The organism is Paraglaciecola chathamensis S18K6 (genome assembly GCA_000314955.1).
Taxonomy (GTDB): Bacteria; Pseudomonadota; Gammaproteobacteria; order Enterobacterales; family Alteromonadaceae; genus Paraglaciecola; species Paraglaciecola chathamensis.
Genome location: BAEM01000037.1, coordinates 15607 through 33703, shown reverse-complemented (window position 1 = coordinate 33703; position 18097 = coordinate 15607). Strand labels below are relative to the sequence as shown.

Below are 18097 nucleotides of genomic sequence, written 5' to 3'. Positions count from 1 at the left end.
CACTATTTAGTGGCCTTTTTAGTCTCTGCAATATAGAGCAATCTACTTATCAAATGCTGGGCGGCTGTCCTTCATTAGGATATCCAGTGCTTTTTGTGCCTTAACTGGGTCGGCCCGATCTTTATCTTCGAGCATTTCACACTCATCGTTAATCATTTGCTTTATCGTGACCGGGTAGTAGCGGCAGTCATCAGGGCGGTCAAAGTAGATATCGCAGGTGTATATATCTTTGCTGTGAGCGCTTTTTTCATCCGCGGGAATAACTCGTAAAAATGGGCAATGATCTAAGCGTTTTCCGGTTTCTGGGCTCGCCCAAATTAAGCCATTTTTAACGTACTGAGCGATATCGGGTTGAAACAGCTCCCACATATCGATTTCGCTGTCGGTGACCGACAAACCGCCGTCACCGTACTGGGTACAGCACTTACCGCACTGAGTGCATTCTTTCACGTTCGTTCGACCGCAACTGGATTGTGGGGTAAGTGTAGCAAGTTAGGAGGTCAAAGGGTTTAGTTGCTGACCGGTGTTAATGCCGCCGAATCAAACTTGACTCCTTGCCATCCAGTTTGCATAAAGTTTCGAATATTACCATGGTCGCTAGCGTTAGGATGTTGTAGTACGTCTTCTCGATAAAAAGCACCGAATAAATGCAGTGTTTCAGATTCGTTTAACTGGTTGAGCTGGGCAAAATATAATATTTTGCATGAGCCTTCATTACTGCCTTTTTCATTAACGATTTCACCATTGCTGAAACCTGTCGCAGTGTATTGATAATGTTGTTGGATCGTATTAATTACTTGGCTAAATTCAACGCTTTGCGGTTGAGTACGTACTTGGGTAATAAGATCTTGGATTGTCATGTTTGTCCTAAAGAATAAGAGATATGCATAAGCAGTTTGGTGAAACTGCTTATGCAGATAAAGGTATTGCTGGATCCGCCTATTAAAGCGTTAACATAAAGACTTTTGAATTGCGCTGAAAGTTGTAAAGTTGCTTCTTTTTGGCCGGCAAATCATCAAGGGTGGCGCGCACAAAACCCTGCTCTTGAAACCAGTGAGAGGTCACGGTGGTTAAACAAAATATCGAGGTTAATCCTTGAAGCTTTGCTTGCTCACAGATCGCGTTGAGTAAGCGCTCTCCGCGATTACCACCACGATAATCTGTATGCGTTGCAACACATGCCAGCTCGCCACATTGCTCCTCTAAGTAAGGGTACAGGGCTGCGCAGGCAATGGTCATACCGTCGCGCTCAATAATGGTAAACTGTTCGATTTCACGCTCTAGAATTTCACGGGAGCGTTTAACGAGAATACCTTTTTCTTCAAGCGGGTTAATAAGGTTCAGTATGCCGCCTACATCTTCAATGGTCGCGCTACGTATTTGCTCATAATAACTTTGCGATATCAGCGAGCCAGCACCGTCTCGGGTGAAAAGCTCTTGAAGCAGTGCACCATCTTGCCCATAACTGACGCAGTGACAGCGGCTAACACCAGACTCAAGACTATCGATGATCGTTTGAATACTGTGTTTTTCGCGCTGTAAATGTTCCTGCTCTAGCATGGGATACAAAGAGTTCAGCTGAATGTTACGTAGTAATCGACCTGTTTCATCCACTAGGCCATCTTTTTCTGTGAAGATGATCAGCTTGTCGGCCTTAAGAGCTTTTACGACATTGGTCGCAACATCTTCATGGCTTAAGTTGAACACTTCACCTGTAGGTGAATAGCCCATAGGCGGTAGCAGCACAATTGAGCCATCATCTAGATGGTCGTTAATGCCGGTCACGTCAACACGTCGTACTAAGCCGGTATGTTCAAAATCGACACCATTACGCACGCCAATAGGCATGGCGACCACCAAGTTGCCTGAGCACACGCGAATTTGTGCTCCGTGCATGGGCGAGTTAGCCAAGCCCATAGTGAGCAATGCTTCGATTTGTGAACGTACAGAGCCTGCGGCATCTTTCACGCATTCCAGAGTTTGTTTGTCTGTAATGCGTACGTCTTCTGAAAAACGCGGCTCGACCTTTCGCCAAACGGCACGTTGATCAATTTGCGGACGCGCACCATGCACTAAAATTAAGCGAACGCCCAAGCTGTTAAGCAGGGCGATATCTTGAATAATATTGGCAAAGTTCGCATCTTCCACCGCCTCACCGCCGAACATCAATACAAAGGTTTTCCCTCTGTGGGCATTGATGTAAGGCGCCGAATTGCGAAATAGCTTTACGCTGTCATTGTGTGAAAGTACCACGTGTTTTCCTTACACTTACATCACTATTTTATGAACGATGCTTTAGCATTAGCCAGCGCTTCGAGCACAGGCTTAATGCCTGTTCCACCCAAAATATCACGCTTGTTAACGAGGTACTCAAGTTGCAGAACAGGATATACATCTTCTTCAATTACATCTGAGTACACTTTTAGTTCGGCAATACTTAGCTCTTCAATGGCTTTTTTCTTTTCAAGGGCATCAAGTACAACACGTCCAGAAATATCATGAGCGGTTCTAAAAGGAATGCCCTTTTCAACTAGGTAATCTGCCAGTTCAGTAGCATTTGCATAACCCTCACGGGCGGCTTTAGCGCAGCGCTCACAATCAAGTTTGATGCTATCAACCACTTCGCAGGCAATACGCAAACAGATATGCCATTGATTAGTGGCGTCGAATAAGCCTTCTTTGTCTTCTTGCATGTCTTTGTTGTAGGCAAGAGGTAAGCCTTTCATGGTAACAAGCAGTGCTTGTAAGCTACCAAAAACACGACCGCATTTACCGCGCATTAGCTCAAGTGCATCAGGGTTTTTCTTTTGGGGCATCAATGATGAACCAGAGGTGACGGCGTCACCTAATTGAATAAAGCCTGCTTCGCCTGAATTGTAGAAGATCAAATCTTCAGCCATACGCGACAAGTGCATCATGCTGGTGCTAGCCACAAAAAGCAGCTCTAAAACGTAGTCACGATCTGATACTGCATCTAGGCTGTTGATGCATGGACTGTCAAAACCTAGCTCTTCGGCAATCGCTTGACGGTCGATAGGGTAGGTTGTACCCGCTAATGCACCGCTGCCAAGAGGACACTGGTTTAAACGCGCTTTTAGGTCATGAAGTCGACTTAAGTCACGTTTTAGCATTTCGACATAAGCCAAACACCAATGAGGGTAGCGTACAGGTTGAGCGCGTTGTAAATGCGTGTAACCAGGCAAAATAACGTCTTGGTTTACTTGAGCATTGCCAACCAGTGAAGCAATAACGGCTTCAACATCTTCCACTAATAAGTCAACGTGTTCACGAGTCCATAGTCGAAAGTCAGTGGCCACTTGGTCGTTACGACTACGGCCAGTGTGGAGCTTGCGCGCCACATCACCAAGCTGTTCAATTAACGTTGCTTCAACAAAGCTGTGAATGTCTTCTTCGCTGCTGGCATCAAAATCAAGCTCACCCGCATCGGCTTTTACCAACAAGGCTTTGAGTGCATCTTCAAGCTGTTGGTGTTCGTCTTGGGTTAACACGCCTGCTTTGGCAATAGCGCGCGCCCATGCAATTGAACCACGAATATCTTGACTCGCTAATACTCTGTCAAATGGCAGTGAGTCATTCACAGTGCGAAACATCGCACTGCTACCGTCTTGAAAACGTCCGCCCCACAAGCTCATTATTCGATACCTGTGTTTTTAAAAGGAATACCTTTTTTGTTTAGCGCACTGATACGGCTAGACAAGCTGTAAAGGCGAATGAAGCCTTCAGCGTGGCTTTGGTCGTAAACATCATCGGCGCCAAATGTCGCGAAGTCTTCTGAGTACAAGCTGTTAGGTGAACGACGTTGTGTGACCGTTGCTTGACCTTTATAAAGCTTAACCACTATGTCGCCAGTGACTTTATCAGCGAAGCTCGCTGCACCCGCTAGTAGCGCGTCGTTTAGTGGGGTAAACCAACGGCCGTCATACATAACGTGTGAGAACTCTAAACCAATTTGCTCACGGTATTTAAGGGCCGCTTTGTCTAGCACTAGGCTTTCAAGTGCTTTGTATGCTGCAAGCATAACGGTGCCGCCTGGTGTTTCATAGCAGCCACGTGATTTCATGCCTACTAAACGGTTTTCAACGATATCGATGCGACCCACGCCATGGGCACCAGCAAGATCGTTTAATTTAACCAAACACTGGTAAGGGCTTAGCGCTTCACCGTTTACTTTTACCATGCGACCGTGCTCGAAGCTCACTTCAACACGCTCAGGTGTATTCGGTGCCTCTTCTGGAGAAACAGTCATGGTCCATACTTCTTTACTTGGCTCACACCATGGATCTTCTAACTCACCACCTTCGTGTGAGATGTGCCATGCATTTGCATCACGGCTGTATATTTTAGTGGCTGATGCGGTGGTCTTGATGTCACGCTCTGCCAAATAAGCCAATAAGTCTTCACGTGAAACCATGTCCCACTCACGCCAAGGGGCAATCACGGTCAGTTCAGGTGCTAGTGCGGCAAAGGTACCTTCGAAACGTACTTGGTCATTACCTTTACCAGTACAGCCGTGGCAAAGTGCATCGGCGCCAACTTTACGTGCGATCTCTACTTGCGCTTTGGCAATGATTGGGCGTGCCATTGAGGTGCCAAGTAGGTACTGACCTTCATATACCGCTCCTGTAGTAATGGTTGGGTAGATGTAGTCAGAAACAAATTCTTCTTTCAAGTCAACGATGTAGCATTCGCTAGCGCCCGTTTTGATGGCTTTTTCACGTAGACCTTCTAGCTCTTCATCACCTTGACCAACATCAGCAGCAAACGCGATGACTTCACAGTCGTAGTTTTCTTTTAACCAAGGAATGATCGCTGATGTATCCAAACCACCTGAATAGGCTAGTACCACTTTTTTGATGTTTTTCTTGCTCATTATCTGTACCTAAAAAATAAAATTGTTAAATGGGTTACGCTGCGCCGCCAAGAAGATGCACTAAAATAGCATTCTGGGCGTGCATTCTGTTTTCTGCTTGCTGCATTAAAATTGATTGCTCTGAATCAATTAAACTGCCGCTAATTTCTAAGTCACGATGAGCAGGTTGGCAGTGCATTACGTATTGTGCACCCGTTGACTGCATCATCGCTTCATCGATTTTGTATTTACCAAATGCCTGTTTGATGGTTTCAAGCGGAGTGTCATCCCCCATTGAAATCCAGGTGTCAGTGTAAAGGGCATTCGCGCCGTGAGCCGCTTCAATGTCATTACTGATAACGAGCTTACCGCCATTTTGCTCTGCTTTTTGCTGAGCAAGTGTGACAATAGCTGGGTCCACTTCATAACCAGGAGGAGTGACAACAACCACTTCACAGCCAAGGGTTACGCCAACGATCATCAGCGAGTGAGTCACATTATTACCATCACCGATATACGCTAGTTTAACTTTGGTTAAATCGCCAAAACGTTCGGTTAGTGTCAGGTAGTCAGCCATGGCTTGGCATGGGTGGTACATGTCACATAACGCATTGATCACAGGTACCTTCGCTGCGCTGGCAAGCTCTTCTAAAGTTGCATGAGCAAAAACTCGCGCAACAATAGCGTCAGCCCAGCAGGCTAAGTTGTTGCCCATGTCTTTCACGTCTTCACGGCCTACTAATTTGTTAGATTGACTATCTAAATACACAAGATGTCCGCCTAATTTATTAATGCCAATATCAAAGCTCACGCGGGTGCGCAGAGACGGCTTCTCAAACAAAGCAACAATCGATTTTCCCGCCAACGCTTGGCGGTAATCCGCAGGATTGTTCTTAATAGTGATGGCCAATTGCAATAGTGCATTGAGGTCTTTTGCAGACCAATCAGTGAACGACAGTAGATCCTTTTTCATGGAGGTACCTTAAATATTTGGGATTATGGTAGTGCCAACGGGTTCACCCGCCAGCAATCCTAAGAGTTGCTCTGGTGTTTGCCAACTGGCAATCGTAATTGGGCGCTGTAAACTGGTTGCAGCATCAAGGGCCGCATCCACTTTTACCTGCATTCCATCTTTGATCACACCGGCTGTTACTAGCCCTTCGATATCTTGGGCATTTAGCTGGCTGATCAAGTTTTTATTCTGATCGAGCACACCAGGCACATTTGATAGCAACAACAAGTCAGCGTTTAATAGTTGAGCGATAACGGTTGCAGCCTGATCAGCATTTACGTTAAGTAAATTACCTTTTTCATCGGCTCCGATGGAGCTGATAATCGGCAGGATATTCGCCTCGAGCAATAAATTCAACATAGTCGGTGAATTTGCTTGTGCTACGCCCACCGCTCCAAGAGCAGGGTCAAGCACAGTGCAGCTTGTCATGGCACCATCCGCTAAGCACAATCCGGCAGGTGTCGTGTTAGCGCGAATCGCAAAAGCGCACAGTTGCTTATTGGCTGTACCCGCTAAAGCGCCTGTAATGTAAGGCATGTGCTCAGGAGGCGTGACGCGCAAACCGTTGACTTTAGTACTGCTAAATTGCAGGGCTTGTAGTAACTGCTCAACCATTGGGCCGCCGCCATGTACTAAAACCACAGGTCGACTTTGTTGCAGTTGCTTAATTACCGCTAGTAGCTGCAAAGCTTCTGCAGTGGCTTGCATGAAAGCGCCGCCAACTTTTATGACAAGAGGGGTCATGCTGACACCCCGTGCACTAAACCGAGTTGAGATGCAAAACCAAAACGAATATTGGCACATTGCACTGCTTGAGAGGCTGCACCTTTTAGCAGGTTATCGATTGCACTGGTGACAACCAGATAGCCCTTGTTCACGTCTAGTTTCCAGAATAAATCACAATGCGGCGTACCAACAACGTCATCTAACTTAGGCCAAGTATCGCGAATACGTACAATTGGGTGCTCTTGATACGCTTGATTGAACGCATTGGCAACGTCCTCGGCGCTTACATCTGTATTCACTTTTACTGTGATAGTGGCCAAAATACCCCGTTTAAAATTCCCTAAATGCGGAGTGAAAATCACTTCACGGCCTAAGTAGGCGCTAATTTCAGGTTGGTGACGGTGACCCAATACCCCATAGGCTTGCAAGCTTACCTCGCAAAAACTGTTGCCCATGGCGGCCTTTCGACCCGCACCTGAAACACCCGATACCGCATTAATAATCGGTAAATGGCCGTCTGCAATAAGACCTGCCTCATGTAACGGTTTCAACGCGCTAAGGGACGCCGTTGGGTAGCAACCCGGTACCGCTACGATATCAGCGTCTTTAATGTCATCAGCAAACCAATCCGCTAAGCCGTACACGGCTTGTTCAAGACTCGTTGTCTGCTCATGTGCAAACCCATAATAATCCGCAAAAACCTGTTGGTCTTTGAGTCTAAATGCACCTGATAAATCGAATACCTTAGCTTTGCCTGACGATAACACTGGCATCCAGTCGTGGCTCGCTTCATGGGGTGTGGCAAGAAATATCACGTCCATTTCGTTGGCAAGTGAATGCAGAGCGTCGTCGGTTAAAGGCGTGAGAGGCAAGTTGATTTGCCCGAACAGGTAACCGTGTACGTCTCCCAGTTTTTTATCAGCATCTTGACTTTTGGCTGATACATACAAGGCATTCAATTCAAAGCGTGGGTGGCAATGAATTAAAGAGGCTAATTCGGCACCGGTATATCCACTGGCGCCGACAATACAAGTTTTGATCATAAAACGTATATCTCTAGATAGTTGTATGGCTTAATTTTACTAAATGAAGGTGACAAAAATAAAAAAACACCCAAGACCTTTAGCAAATACTAAAGGTCTGGGTGAGCTAAACGCTACAGACCTCGACTTATCGTCGATACAACATGCTGGCGAAGCTAGGCAGGGAATCGAATTGTGACGTTATTGAAATCATATGCGAAATTAAACCGAATTAAGATAATATGTATAAATAATTTAGACCAAAAGCATATTTGCAAAGTGGCTAAACCATGTTGGTACTAAGAATGCCATGTGTTATATATTTATGCAAATAAAATGAATAATTATTTAAAGGGGGGCTTATGCCATCTTTGTCTTTTTTAGAACGTTATGCACATATCATCAATACGCCCTCCATTAGTGCGTTTAGTGCAGATTTAGACCAATCGAATCGAGCCATTATTGATCTGCTGGCGGGTTGGTTTAAAGATTACAAATTTAACATAAGTATTCAACAAGTGCCCAATGCGCGCAACAAGTACAACATGTTGGCGAAAATAGGCAGCGGCGAGGGGGGGCTATTGCTCACAGGCCACTCTGACACAGTGCCGTTTGACGACAATAAATGGCAGTTTGATCCTTTTAAAGCGCAAGAAAACGACGGCAAGCTATACGGCTTAGGCACCTGCGATATGAAGGGCTTCTTTGCGTTTATTTTAGAAGCTATTCAAGAGATCCCTTTGCATAAACTGAAAAAGCCTTTGTATATTTTGGCCACCGCAGATGAAGAAACCTCTATGGCGGGGGCACGTTTTTTTGTTGAGCAACAACTCATTAAGCCTGATATGGCGATTATTGGTGAGCCAACAGAGCTTAAGCCTATTTTTAAGCACAAAGGGCACATGGGACATAGTTTGAATATCCAAGGCAAAGCCGGGCATTCGAGTGATCCCGCCAAAGGCGTTAATGCCATTGAAATTATGTATCAAGCCATTGGCAAGTTGATTGCCCTAAAGCAGCAGTTGTCAGAATCTCACAGAGACGAGGCATTTAGCGTACCAGAGGTCACCATGAATCTTGGGCATATTCATGGCGGCGACGGTGAAAACCGCATTTGTGGCCATTGCCAATTGAACTTTGATCTACGCGCCATTCCTTCATTGAGTGATGAAGAAGCGATCGCCATGATCGATGAAGCTCTTGCCCCACTTGTGCAAAAGTACCCGCAACGTATTACCCGTGAAGCCATGTATGAAACGGCGCCGGCGTTTGGTTGTCGTAACGAACAAGGTATTCTTGAATTAGCAAAAAAACTAACGGGTTTTGACCCTGTCAGTGCCAATTATGCTACCGAAGCGCCTTTCATCAACCAGCTAGGGTGTGACACCATAGTATTAGGCCCTGGTAGCATTGAACAAGCTCATCAACCTGATGAGTTTATTTCGCTGCATTACGTTGACCCTACCGTCACGTTACTGCGCAATTTTATTAAGCAGGTCTGTTTCTAATGGCTGCCCAGGAAAAGCCAATCAAAAAGTTGAATTCAATTGCCAATGTCGTCAGGCTGCTGGGCGCGGCTGTAGTGGTGATGTCAATAAACGTAGGCGCAGCATCAAAAATGAACCCTGATTACCCCGCATTGCCAGAACCTGTGACTAATAACGCAGTGGCGAGTGTTAATACGTCAGAAGGTTATTTCTTACTCTCGTTCATGGGGCTAGGCTCAACTAAAACCCACGAAGCGGTGCACAATAAAGCATGGGCGCTTAAGCTTGGAAAGGATATAGCGATTAATCGATGGCAACAAAAATCGCCTGTTCCCTCTAGTTTGCCCCAGTCAGGCCGTTTAGCTAGCATTGCTGTAGGGGTAGGCGATATGGCATTTATATTCGGTGGTTACACAGTGGATGCTGCGCATAACGAAATATCAAGCCCAGATAATTTTCGCTATGACGTGTTAAAAGATACTTATTATCCCATCGCGGTCACCCCCGTGCCGGTAGATGATGCTGTTGCTCTCGTCTTTCAACAGCGTTATGTGTATTTAATCAGCGGTTGGCATAACGATGGGAACGTTAACTTAGTCCAGATTTACGACGTGAAAACCGATACTTGGCAGCAAGGTTCCCCATTTTTAGGAAAGCCTGTGTTCGGCCATGCAGCAGCGATAGTTAGCAATAATATATTGCTTTGTGATGGCGTAAAGGTGGATGCACAGCCTGATAAACGCCGCACGTTTTCTGCTGAGCCTGCGTGCTATCACGGCAGCATCGACGAAAAAAATATTACAAAAATTGATTGGCGCACTGTTGCTCATCCTACTTCGACCGCGCGTTATCGCATGGCTGCAGCAGGAGATGAAGTAACACATTCGGCCATATTTGTTGGCGGCAGTGATAACCCATATAACTACAATGGAATAGGCTACAACCAAAAGCCTTCAAGCCCGAGCAGCCAAGTGTGGCGTTATGACTTTACTCAGTCGAGCTGGCAAGTCACCGATATGGACACGGCCACTATGGACCATAGGGGGCTGCTGGGTGTAGGAAGCGGTACGGGTAAGCATTTTGTCACACTCGGCGGAATGACAAAGCAGCAAAAAGTCTCAAGCGCTGTACACCGTATAGACTTATAAAGTGCTTTAAAAAATAGCGCTGAATAGAACAACGATTTTTAAATGAATTATTGAGGAACATATGCACAAAACGATAGCGCTCGTTGCACACGATCATAAAAAGCCAGAGCTAATACGCTGGGCACTTGAACACAAAAGCGAACTGGAAAAGCACACATTGGTGGCAACGGGAACGACAGGGGGCTTACTTCAAGAAGCGCTTAATTTGCCGGTAAAACGTTTTAAAAGCGGGCCGTTGGGGGGCGATCAACAAATAGGTGCTTTGATTGCTGAAGGCCAATTAGACAGTTTGATTTTCTTTTGGGACCCGCTTAACCCTGCGCCCCACGACCCAGACGTAAAAGCTTTGCTACGTTTATGCTCAGTTTGGAATTTGCCTGTCGCGTGCAACACCTCCACGGCTGACATGATAATTACCTCACCATTATTTATTGAAGGATTATACGAACGCGCCATGCCTGAATTTTAAGGTAGTGTAAGTTTTGCGCTTAGGAAGTCTTAACGCATTGGTGAGGTAACGGACTGGAGTGATTCAAAAGACATTTTTAGATATTTTTCAGAAATTGAAACCACTGAGTTCAACAGCTGAACTCTGTGGTTGCTGAGCATTTTTGTTGCGGGATAACGTGTGGATTATCCTTGTTCCTATTATTTTCCGTATTCGCAAAGTATCTATGGCCGCTGCGCGGCAGTAGTGTAAATGAAGGCCGCTATTAGCAGCGATTATTGAGCATTAAAAAAGCCAATCAGTTTAAGGTTTGCTTGAAGCCAGTTCGTATCAATTCGTTTTTTATGACTCGTCTTTGCGCCTAAAGCGAGGCCGTCTTTTCTGCTCCCGTTGCTGTTTGGTGATTATTTCCTGCAGTGTATGTTGTTGCTCACTGCTGAGGCTGTTCCAAAAGGTATATTGATTTTTTGCTCTGGTAAAAGCATGTTCAAATCGGCTCGTTTGGGTTTGAGCTTGTAGCGCTATCCAGTCAGATTCGTTCAGATTTTCAGCGGTGACGAGCCCAATAAACTCAGCTTTTAGTGTTTGTTGTACAGGTTTGTGTGCTTCTCTATCGGCTTTTTCGGCAGCGCGTTGCGATACTAAAAGAGCTTGTTGTTCATCCGTTAAATTAAGAGCAGCGATGAGCTTTTTCTGACGCTGCTCTTGATGCATTTCACGTTTGCCTTGACGGCGTTCTTCGTTTTGTTGCTTAAGTTCATTGTGAGCAATTTCGCCAAGGGCATTTTCGCTATACGCATCTTCGCTAGTGATATTAAGCTCGGTTAGGATCTGTGCTTTTTGCGCTTCATTTAAAGTCAGCCATATTTGGTGTTGTGTTTGAATATTTAACCACATCAACTGGGCTTGTAAATGCAGCTCTGCTTCCAGTGCACTGCTGATATCAGCTTCATGCCATTCATCAGTTTGTATTAGGTTGCGTACAGCCTCGCGAGTCGATTCTTGATCTGGCTGATAAGTGTTTTTTGTGGCGCGGTTCTGCTGCATCAATAAACGAACGTCTTGACGTTGGCTATCGGTTAAATCCACTTGTTTTAAAAAATGGCGTAAGCTTATCTGCGCTTTGTGCTCTGGTGGCTTGGCACTTGCTGATGGCTGAGCCAAAATAATGGCTATGGAAACCGCGATGGGAGTAAACAATGATTTTAACGTTCGCATTGAGTAAGCCTTATTATATTAAACAACAAAATCAGGTTATCAGCACTAGCGCAAAGAAACGCAAAGCCAGTGTAAAGATTACGTAAATCGGCAGCTAGGTCGCGCTGGTTTCGGTATTATTTTATATGTATTCATGCGCCCATTGTGAGGTTGCTGCAGTTTGAAGGAAAGTGTACATGCTAGAAAAGTCTTTGTTGCTGATTGATGATGATCAAGCCCTTACCGAGTTACTACAAGAGTATCTCACCGCGCAAGGATATACAGTTCAAGTCGCTAGTGACGGAGAAGCTGGACTTCTGGCGGCTAAATCTGGGCAGCATTTTGATTTGATTATATTGGATGTCATGCTGCCTAAAGTGGACGGCTTTGAAGTATTAAAACGTCTGCGCAGTACGCACGTTACCCCTGTATTGATGTTAACAGCGAAGGGCGATGACTTTGACAGAATATTGGGCTTGGAGTTAGGCGCGGATGATTATTTGGCAAAGCCATTTAATCACAGAGAGTTGTCTGCCCGCGTTAAAGCGATTGTGCGCCGGGTTGATATTCAGGCCGGCCTGCAGAGTGACAAACAAAAACAGAACATGATTGAAATCGGTGACGTGCAGTTAAACATTGCTGCACAAACTGTGGCTTGTAATTCACATGAAGTAGAGCTGACAGGGACAGAGTTTGCTGTACTGAGGTTGTTAATGAGTAGCAGCCCTGACTTGGTGCCTAAGCAGGCGATCAGTGAGCAGGTACTGGGTCGAAAACTAGCGGCGTTTGATCGCAGCATTGATATGCATGTGAGCAATTTACGTAAAAAGCTAAACATGTTTAGCGAGCAAGAGAAAATTAAAACCCATCGGGGTGTAGGCTACGTCTATTTGGGTGAGCTATGAAACGCCTGCTCTATTTAAATCCATTTCGAAGCTTATATGGTCGTATCTTTTTGTGGTTTTGGTGTACCACCATTGCCATGATCGTGGGTGCAGTATGGATTATGCAAAGTATCGCACCTAGCGTTGACTATTTACCCATGGATGACAAGCAGCATTTTATGCTTGAGAGTATCGAGAGAGCCTTGCAACGCCAGGTGGCGCGCAGCAGAGGTGAGGACACACTGAAAGACATATTAGAACGTACAGGGCAACGTGGAAAACTCATGGTATTTTTACTTGAGCCACAAACCAAAGAATTTACGCTACGGGGCCCTATGCCACATTTGCCAAATGAAAAACCGTTTCTAGATTTAATTGGCTCAGCTAATCCCCTGCGCATTGTGACACCCTTTGGGGATATGTTTGGCCCCGTTACCACACGTATTTCTGGCACAGATTATCTGCTATTCGCTGGGCGTCCTCGACCAATGGGGTTTAGTGGTGAATTACGTCACAGACCACCTTTGTTACTCATTTTCTTGGTGTTACTCATAAGTGCAACACTGTGTTCGTTAATTGCTTGGTCCTTGGTGAAACCAATAAAGCAATTGCAAGTTGCGAGTAAGAGAATGGCGGGCGGGGCTTTGAGTAGTCGCGTCGGCTCGGCCAGTCATCGAGGCGATGAGATAGGGCGGTTAGGCAGAGACTTTAACCATATGGCAGAGCAAATAGAGACGCTACTAAATGGCCAGAAACGTTTACTCGCAGATATCTCTCACGAATTACGTTCCCCTTTGACTCGTATGCAGCTAGCAATAGGTATCGCACAACAACAAGAGTCTTCTAATGATACGAAGAGTAACGAGCAAGCATTAGCCAGAATTGAAAAAGAAGCCCATCAAATGGAGAGCATGGTTGCCCAAGTTTTGATGCTGTCGAGGCTTGACAACAATGCGCGCGTTTCTCAAAAGCAAGCGATGAGTTTTGATACCTTACTAACCGGTTTATTAGCCGACTGTGAATTTGAAGCCAACTCACAAGGGAAAACGTTAGTCGTTGATATTGAAGCTGATGCCACAATAAACGCTGATGAGGACTTACTTGCAAGCGGTATTGAAAATGTACTGCGCAATGCAGTGAAGTACGCACAGCGCAATGTCACTTTTACGCTTAAGGTCAAAGAAGCGGACGTAAATATAGCTATTTGTGATGATGGTAAAGGTATTCCTGAATCAGATTTAGAGAATATATTTCAACCATTTTATCGTGTTTCAAGCGCGAGGGAGCGAGATAGTGGTGGTATTGGTTTAGGTTTAGCCATTGCCAGTCGTGCGATTGCAGCCCATAAAGGTAAGATTAGCGCACACAATCAGGTGAAAGGTGGATTGTGTGTGCATATTTGCTTACCTATTATTGTTTAGCCCCATTGTGTTCACTGCTTTTCCCCTTTGATAAGCTACGCAGCACAGAGTGAATAATAGAGCGAACGTATGACGGGCAAATACCTGATAAGCGCAGAAAGTGAACTTGAGCAAATCTACCAAGACGAGATAAAGCCCTTAATGCGTTCACTTGTAAAAGGTCGCTTTGAAGGTCACTCTGGTATCAATATTAGCTATGCCTATTTATCTCATCCTGAGGAGAAAGGAGCGGTTGCTATATCGACCGGCCGAATAGAGTCTTGGGTGAAGTACCAAGAAGTGATGTTTGATTTGTACCAAAATGGTTATTCGGTGTTTATACATGATCACCGAGGCCAAGGTTTATCAGACCGTATGACGCAAAACCCGCAAATGGGCTTTGTGCATGACTTTGCTGATTATGTTGCTGACTTTAAAGTTTTTTATCAACAAGTCATCGAGCCGAACACGCAGCATAAACCTCAATTAGTATGCCACTCGATGGGATGTGCCATCGGAGCCTTATATGTGTTAGCACACCCTCAAGACTTCGCTCAACTGATTGTGTGTGCACCTATGTTTGGTATTCGTCCTGCGTTACCAAATTGGTTGGCGAATATTTTGATTGGTACCAATTTATTGATTAGCCGCGGTTTAGGGCATGACGCGAGTTACTTTCCGGGACAAAGAAATTATCGTGAGACTGAATTTGCGCTCAACGAGTTAACCCATAGCAATATACGTTACCGATTATTTCGCGATGAATATAACCTGCAGCCTGAAGTTCAGCTAGGCGGTGTGACAGGCCATTGGCTGCGTGCTGCGTTAAGAGCGATGGACACCATTGAAGCCCAAGCGAGCCAAATTAGGCTTCCTGTTTGGGCCATCCAAGCAGGAGATGACACAGTGGTGGATAACAAAAGGCAGAGTCGAGTTTTAGCCGAAATACCTCACTGTGAGGTGCAGCACATCGCAGGTGCCAGACACGAAATGTTGCTAGAAGAGGATCAATATCGGGTGCCCTGTCTAGAGGCTATTTTAGCTTTCTTGCAACTTGCACCTGCCAGATAAGCCTTACTCATACTAGTGCATTTTGTTAGAATGTCCGCCATTGTGACTTATGTGACCAACTTCATGCTAGACATCGTATTATACCAACCTGAAATTCCGCCCAATACCGGCAATATTATCCGTTTATGTGCCAATACGGGCTTTGCTTTACATTTAATTGAGCCTTTAGGGTTTGAATGGGACGATAAACGGGTACGCCGAGCTGGGTTGGATTATCACGAATTTGCTAATGTGGTCAGGCATGCATCTTTGGAAGCTTATATTGAATCACGCCAACCTAAACGCGTTTTTGCTTGTACGACAAAGGGAACAACCTTTTTCGCTAAAGCGGAGTATCAAAAAGGCGATGCCTTGTTGTTTGGCCCTGAAACACGCGGATTGCCCAATGAAGTAATACAAAGTTTGCCACCAGAGCAGCGCGTGAGGATCCCTATGCTGGCGGACAGTCGCAGCATGAATTTGTCTAATGCGGTATCAGTGTTTGTTTATGAAGCATGGCGCCAACTTGATTTCAGTGGCGCGGTGTAGCAGATAGTAAGATTCAAAGGGTAAGTCTTTTACTTACCCTTTGCAGTCAATTCATTAGCGTTTAAATAAATTCGAAAGCGTCGCCGAACAAGTTTTTCAATATCAAACCCTGCTGGTGAAAGTCTTCTCGTGCGACACCAGCCATTTCAAATCGACCTGCCACATAGACACGGTAGGGTTCAAGGCTAACGAAATCTTCAAGTACGGCTTTATGTACATAGCCAGTTTTACCTGACCATTGATGCCCTGGATGCTCAACTACAGGAACAAAGGTAAAGTGGGCATGTTTTTTATCAAGAGCGACAAGTTCATCGTAAGCATACATGTCAGCGGTAGAGCGGGTGCCCCAATATAGGAAAATGGGATCTTTGTGACCTTCAACCGATTCAGTCACCTCAAGCATCTTATGCAAGATAGCTTGGGTATAAGAAAAGCCTGTACCGCCAGCAAGTAAAATAGTGGGCATGCTGGTTTCTAGTTGCGCATACGCATTACCTAAGCCACCGTTTACCGTGATTTCGCCTTCATTGCGCATTTTTTCAAGCACTTCACCAGCGTAACTGTTGCCTGGCTCTGCGCCTATATGCAATTGAATGGTGCCATCTTCTCGAGGAGCCGTGGCGATACTAAACGGGCGTTGGTCGCCCTCGTCCATGACGATTTTAAGGTATTGACCAGCCTGATGGGTAAAGGGCTGCTGAGGTGTCAAAGTCACTAGGCTGACGACAGGGTTGAGAGCAACAATGGATTCAACCTTACATAGTGTGTGATGCATAATAATGTTCTGCGCTATATCAAATTGCGCTAACTTGAGCGCAAATAATTAAAATGTGAGTGAAGGTGTTTTAACAGCGCCAACTATTGGCGCTTATTGTGCCTTCCGAAATGTGCAGAATAACGAGTGGTTCAAACTGCTAAGGTGTACTTCAATCAATGTTGTAATACAAAGAAGAACATTGAAAGTGACAATTTACTATACCAGAGTATAAACTGCTCGGTGCTAAGTTACGAGATGGATCGTTAGACCTTGTTATTTTTAGCTATTTCCCTTTGATTGAATATCACATTGATACATAGTCTTTGTCGTTTTTGGCTTGATTTTATCAACATCTAGTGGTTTATTGGCATAGCATGATATGTAAAATTAGCGGGTTAGCTCGACATACTTTTATATCGCGTTAAGTGGAGGTTTATCTTCACACTTGGTGTGTGTATATCCCTGGTTAAAGTAAGCTGAGAAAGCCCGAATGTATTGTCTTTATCACACAATAATCATCATCGAGGATTGCCTATGTCACTTACGAACGAAATGGTCAACGAGTTTAATTTATTATTGAAGTTTCCTACCACTAGCTTGATGCAAGGCTTAAAAATACATCATGACGCAGAGCCTGAACTCATTGATGCCGCTAAGCGCTTATTTGAAAAAGGCATAGTGACACTACCAGATGGCGGTTACTTGACCGATTTAGGTCACGACTTGATTGAACATGCACAAGTGGTTCAGTCAGCGTTGGCAAGTTAACGGGGGATCTCTATTCTGACCTGAATATAGAAAATACATTCGGCAGTTAAGGGTTTACCAATTCAAATTGCTGCCGATAAAACCTATATGTCTCGGTAAATAGATATCACTATGAAAATGTCATTCTCTAAATTGTTCAATCTAGGCTTGCTTGCTGGTTGTTTAAGTTTAACCACGGTAGGGGCTTCTGTTAGTTTCGCGGCAGAAGAGCTCAAAGCAGTCCAGCTATATTCTCAAGATGAGCTATTGCGTTTAATTCATCGCAATGAACACTTAAGTCGGGTTGTTTTAGATGACTGCCAATTAGTGCAAGACATAGAAGCCAGAGCGCAAACCTTAAAAATACCTGCCTATCAATTTTTATGGGGTGACATGCTTGCATGGGGCGTGTGCGTAGATGCTGAGCCCGAGCGTGGTATTAACTTTATGCGTCAAGCCGCTGATCAAGGCTTACCTGAAGGGTTGGAACAACTTGGTCGGTACTATTCAAAAGGTAAGCTAGTACAGCAGGATAAAGAACGTGCGGTGGTCTTTTTACGTGAAGCATCCATGTTGGGTAATCAAAAAGCCCAAATAGAATTGGTCGAATTGTTTCTCGACGGCTACGGTAGCCCATATGATTACGAAGATGCGTATCATTGGTTATACAACGCGGTGACTAACGACAAAAAAACACATCAAAAAATTGCCAACTGTTTATCTAAACTAGAAAAACTGATGCACCCTAAGGCGGTTCGCAAAGCAAAACGGCCTTTAGAGTCCTAAGTCATTCCTTTTTA

The 18097-nt window shown here is 45.0% G+C and carries 19 protein-coding genes; 9 read left to right on the top strand and 10 right to left on the bottom strand.

Annotated features, from left to right (window positions below; translation table 11 throughout):
- Positions 1-42 precede the first annotated feature (42 nt).
- The 8 genes from GCHA_RS14120 to argC form a co-directional block, all read right to left on the bottom strand.
- Positions 43-450, bottom strand: a complete 408-nt coding sequence (locus tag GCHA_RS14120; protein WP_007989355.1) for a YkgJ family cysteine cluster protein — start codon at positions 448-450, stop codon at positions 43-45.
- A 59-nt stretch (positions 451-509) separates the two neighbouring features.
- Positions 510-860 carry a HopJ type III effector protein gene (locus tag GCHA_RS14115; protein ID WP_007989352.1) on the bottom strand — a complete coding sequence of 117 codons (351 nt, stop codon included), beginning with the start codon at positions 858-860 and terminating at the stop codon, positions 510-512.
- 82 nt (positions 861-942) lie between these two features.
- Positions 943-2253 (bottom strand): amino-acid N-acetyltransferase, encoded by a 1311-nt coding sequence (argA, locus tag GCHA_RS14110; RefSeq protein ID WP_007989349.1) that lies wholly within the window; start codon positions 2251-2253, stop codon positions 943-945.
- Positions 2254-2276: 23 nt separating this feature from the next.
- Positions 2277-3653: an argininosuccinate lyase gene (argH, locus tag GCHA_RS14105; RefSeq protein ID WP_007989346.1), complete on the bottom strand. Its 1377-nt coding sequence runs from the start codon at positions 3651-3653 to the stop codon at positions 2277-2279.
- Positions 3653-4891, bottom strand: coding sequence for an argininosuccinate synthase (locus GCHA_RS14100; RefSeq protein ID WP_007989344.1), 1239 nt, complete (start codon positions 4889-4891; stop codon positions 3653-3655). The genes argH and GCHA_RS14100 overlap by 1 nt, the downstream gene beginning before the upstream one ends.
- A gap of 34 nt (positions 4892-4925) precedes the next feature.
- A complete protein-coding gene (locus GCHA_RS14095; protein WP_007989341.1) occupies positions 4926-5843 on the bottom strand; it encodes an ornithine carbamoyltransferase in 918 nt (305 codons plus the stop codon).
- Between the two features lie 9 nt (positions 5844-5852).
- A complete protein-coding gene (gene argB, locus GCHA_RS14090; RefSeq protein WP_007989340.1) occupies positions 5853-6626 on the bottom strand; it encodes an acetylglutamate kinase in 774 nt (257 codons plus the stop codon).
- Positions 6623-7651, bottom strand: coding sequence for an N-acetyl-gamma-glutamyl-phosphate reductase (gene argC, locus GCHA_RS14085; RefSeq protein ID WP_007989338.1), 1029 nt, complete (start codon positions 7649-7651; stop codon positions 6623-6625). The genes argB and argC overlap by 4 nt, the downstream gene beginning before the upstream one ends.
- A 341-nt stretch (positions 7652-7992) precedes the next feature.
- On the opposite strand from argC, the gene argE reads away from it, so the two are divergent.
- The 3 genes from argE to GCHA_RS14070 all read left to right on the top strand — a co-directional run bounded on the left by argE (position 7993) and on the right by GCHA_RS14070 (position 10734).
- The gene (argE, locus tag GCHA_RS14080) at positions 7993-9138 is read left to right on the top strand and encodes an acetylornithine deacetylase (RefSeq protein WP_007989334.1); all 1146 of its coding nucleotides are present in this window, start codon (positions 7993-7995) and stop codon (positions 9136-9138) included.
- Complete coding sequence (locus tag GCHA_RS14075) at positions 9138-10265, top strand: Kelch repeat-containing protein (protein WP_007989331.1); 1128 nt, start codon at positions 9138-9140, stop codon at positions 10263-10265. Before argE ends, GCHA_RS14075 begins: the two co-directional genes overlap by 1 nt.
- 61 nt (positions 10266-10326) lie before the next feature.
- Positions 10327-10734 carry a methylglyoxal synthase gene (locus GCHA_RS14070; RefSeq protein ID WP_007989330.1) on the top strand — a complete coding sequence of 136 codons (408 nt, stop codon included), beginning with the start codon at positions 10327-10329 and terminating at the stop codon, positions 10732-10734.
- 321 nt (positions 10735-11055) lie between these two features.
- Here the strand turns inward: GCHA_RS14070 and GCHA_RS14065 are convergent, their stop codons facing one another.
- Positions 11056-11931 carry a Spy/CpxP family protein refolding chaperone gene (locus GCHA_RS14065; RefSeq protein ID WP_007989327.1) on the bottom strand — a complete coding sequence of 292 codons (876 nt, stop codon included), beginning with the start codon at positions 11929-11931 and terminating at the stop codon, positions 11056-11058.
- A 176-nt stretch (positions 11932-12107) separates the two neighbouring features.
- On the opposite strand from GCHA_RS14065, the gene GCHA_RS14060 reads away from it, so the two are divergent.
- The 4 genes from GCHA_RS14060 (at position 12108) to trmL (ending at position 15793) form a co-directional block, all read left to right on the top strand.
- Entirely contained in the window at positions 12108-12815 is a 708-nt protein-coding gene (locus GCHA_RS14060; RefSeq protein WP_007989325.1) for a response regulator transcription factor, read from the top strand.
- Complete coding sequence (locus tag GCHA_RS14055) at positions 12812-14215, top strand: ATP-binding protein (RefSeq protein ID WP_007989323.1); 1404 nt, start codon at positions 12812-12814, stop codon at positions 14213-14215. Before GCHA_RS14060 ends, GCHA_RS14055 begins: the two co-directional genes overlap by 4 nt.
- 69 nt (positions 14216-14284) lie before the next feature.
- A complete protein-coding gene (locus tag GCHA_RS14050; RefSeq protein WP_007989321.1) occupies positions 14285-15265 on the top strand; it encodes an alpha/beta fold hydrolase in 981 nt (326 codons plus the stop codon).
- 63 nt (positions 15266-15328) lie between these two features.
- Positions 15329-15793: a tRNA (uridine(34)/cytosine(34)/5-carboxymethylaminomethyluridine(34)-2'-O)-methyltransferase TrmL gene (gene trmL, locus GCHA_RS14045; RefSeq protein WP_039992545.1), complete on the top strand. Its 465-nt coding sequence runs from the start codon at positions 15329-15331 to the stop codon at positions 15791-15793.
- Positions 15794-15854: 61 nt separating this feature from the next.
- Here the strand turns inward: trmL and fre are convergent, their stop codons facing one another.
- Positions 15855-16568: an NAD(P)H-flavin reductase gene (gene fre, locus GCHA_RS14040; RefSeq protein ID WP_007989317.1), complete on the bottom strand. Its 714-nt coding sequence runs from the start codon at positions 16566-16568 to the stop codon at positions 15855-15857.
- A gap of 516 nt (positions 16569-17084) precedes the next feature.
- On the opposite strand from fre, the gene GCHA_RS14035 reads away from it, so the two are divergent.
- On the top strand, positions 17085-17318 hold the full coding sequence (locus GCHA_RS14035) for a TIGR02647 family protein (RefSeq protein ID WP_007989315.1): 234 nt from the start codon (positions 17085-17087) through the stop codon (positions 17316-17318).
- A gap of 111 nt (positions 17319-17429) precedes the next feature.
- Positions 17430-18083: a tetratricopeptide repeat protein gene (locus GCHA_RS14030; protein ID WP_007989313.1), complete on the top strand. Its 654-nt coding sequence runs from the start codon at positions 17430-17432 to the stop codon at positions 18081-18083.
- Positions 18084-18097: the final 14 nt, after the last annotated feature.

Bases quoted from the DNA above. Each gene is read 5' to 3' on its own strand.
- argE (WP_007989334.1), top strand. From the start codon at position 7,993: ATGCCATCTTTGTCTTTTTTAGAACGTTATGCACATATCATCAATACG.
- GCHA_RS14050 (WP_007989321.1), top strand. From the start codon at position 14,285: ATGACGGGCAAATACCTGATAAGCGCAGAAAGTGAACTTGAGCAAATC.
- GCHA_RS14095 (WP_007989341.1), bottom strand. From the start codon at position 5,843: ATGAAAAAGGATCTACTGTCGTTCACTGATTGGTCTGCAAAAGACCTC.
- GCHA_RS14115 (WP_007989352.1), bottom strand. From the start codon at position 860: ATGACAATCCAAGATCTTATTACCCAAGTACGTACTCAACCGCAAAGC.
- GCHA_RS14030 (WP_007989313.1), top strand. From the start codon at position 17,430: ATGAAAATGTCATTCTCTAAATTGTTCAATCTAGGCTTGCTTGCTGGT.
- argC (WP_007989338.1), bottom strand. From the start codon at position 7,651: ATGATCAAAACTTGTATTGTCGGCGCCAGTGGATATACCGGTGCCGAA.
- GCHA_RS14075 (WP_007989331.1), top strand. From the start codon at position 9,138: ATGGCTGCCCAGGAAAAGCCAATCAAAAAGTTGAATTCAATTGCCAAT.
- GCHA_RS14100 (WP_007989344.1), bottom strand. From the start codon at position 4,891: ATGAGCAAGAAAAACATCAAAAAAGTGGTACTAGCCTATTCAGGTGGT.
- GCHA_RS14035 (WP_007989315.1), top strand. From the start codon at position 17,085: ATGTCACTTACGAACGAAATGGTCAACGAGTTTAATTTATTATTGAAG.
- trmL (WP_039992545.1), top strand. From the start codon at position 15,329: ATGCTAGACATCGTATTATACCAACCTGAAATTCCGCCCAATACCGGC.
- GCHA_RS14055 (WP_007989323.1), top strand. From the start codon at position 12,812: ATGAAACGCCTGCTCTATTTAAATCCATTTCGAAGCTTATATGGTCGT.
- GCHA_RS14060 (WP_007989325.1), top strand. From the start codon at position 12,108: ATGCTAGAAAAGTCTTTGTTGCTGATTGATGATGATCAAGCCCTTACC.
- argB (WP_007989340.1), bottom strand. From the start codon at position 6,626: ATGACCCCTCTTGTCATAAAAGTTGGCGGCGCTTTCATGCAAGCCACT.
- fre (WP_007989317.1), bottom strand. From the start codon at position 16,568: ATGCATCACACACTATGTAAGGTTGAATCCATTGTTGCTCTCAACCCT.
- argH (WP_007989346.1), bottom strand. From the start codon at position 3,653: ATGAGCTTGTGGGGCGGACGTTTTCAAGACGGTAGCAGTGCGATGTTT.
- GCHA_RS14070 (WP_007989330.1), top strand. From the start codon at position 10,327: ATGCACAAAACGATAGCGCTCGTTGCACACGATCATAAAAAGCCAGAG.
- GCHA_RS14065 (WP_007989327.1), bottom strand. From the start codon at position 11,931: ATGCGAACGTTAAAATCATTGTTTACTCCCATCGCGGTTTCCATAGCC.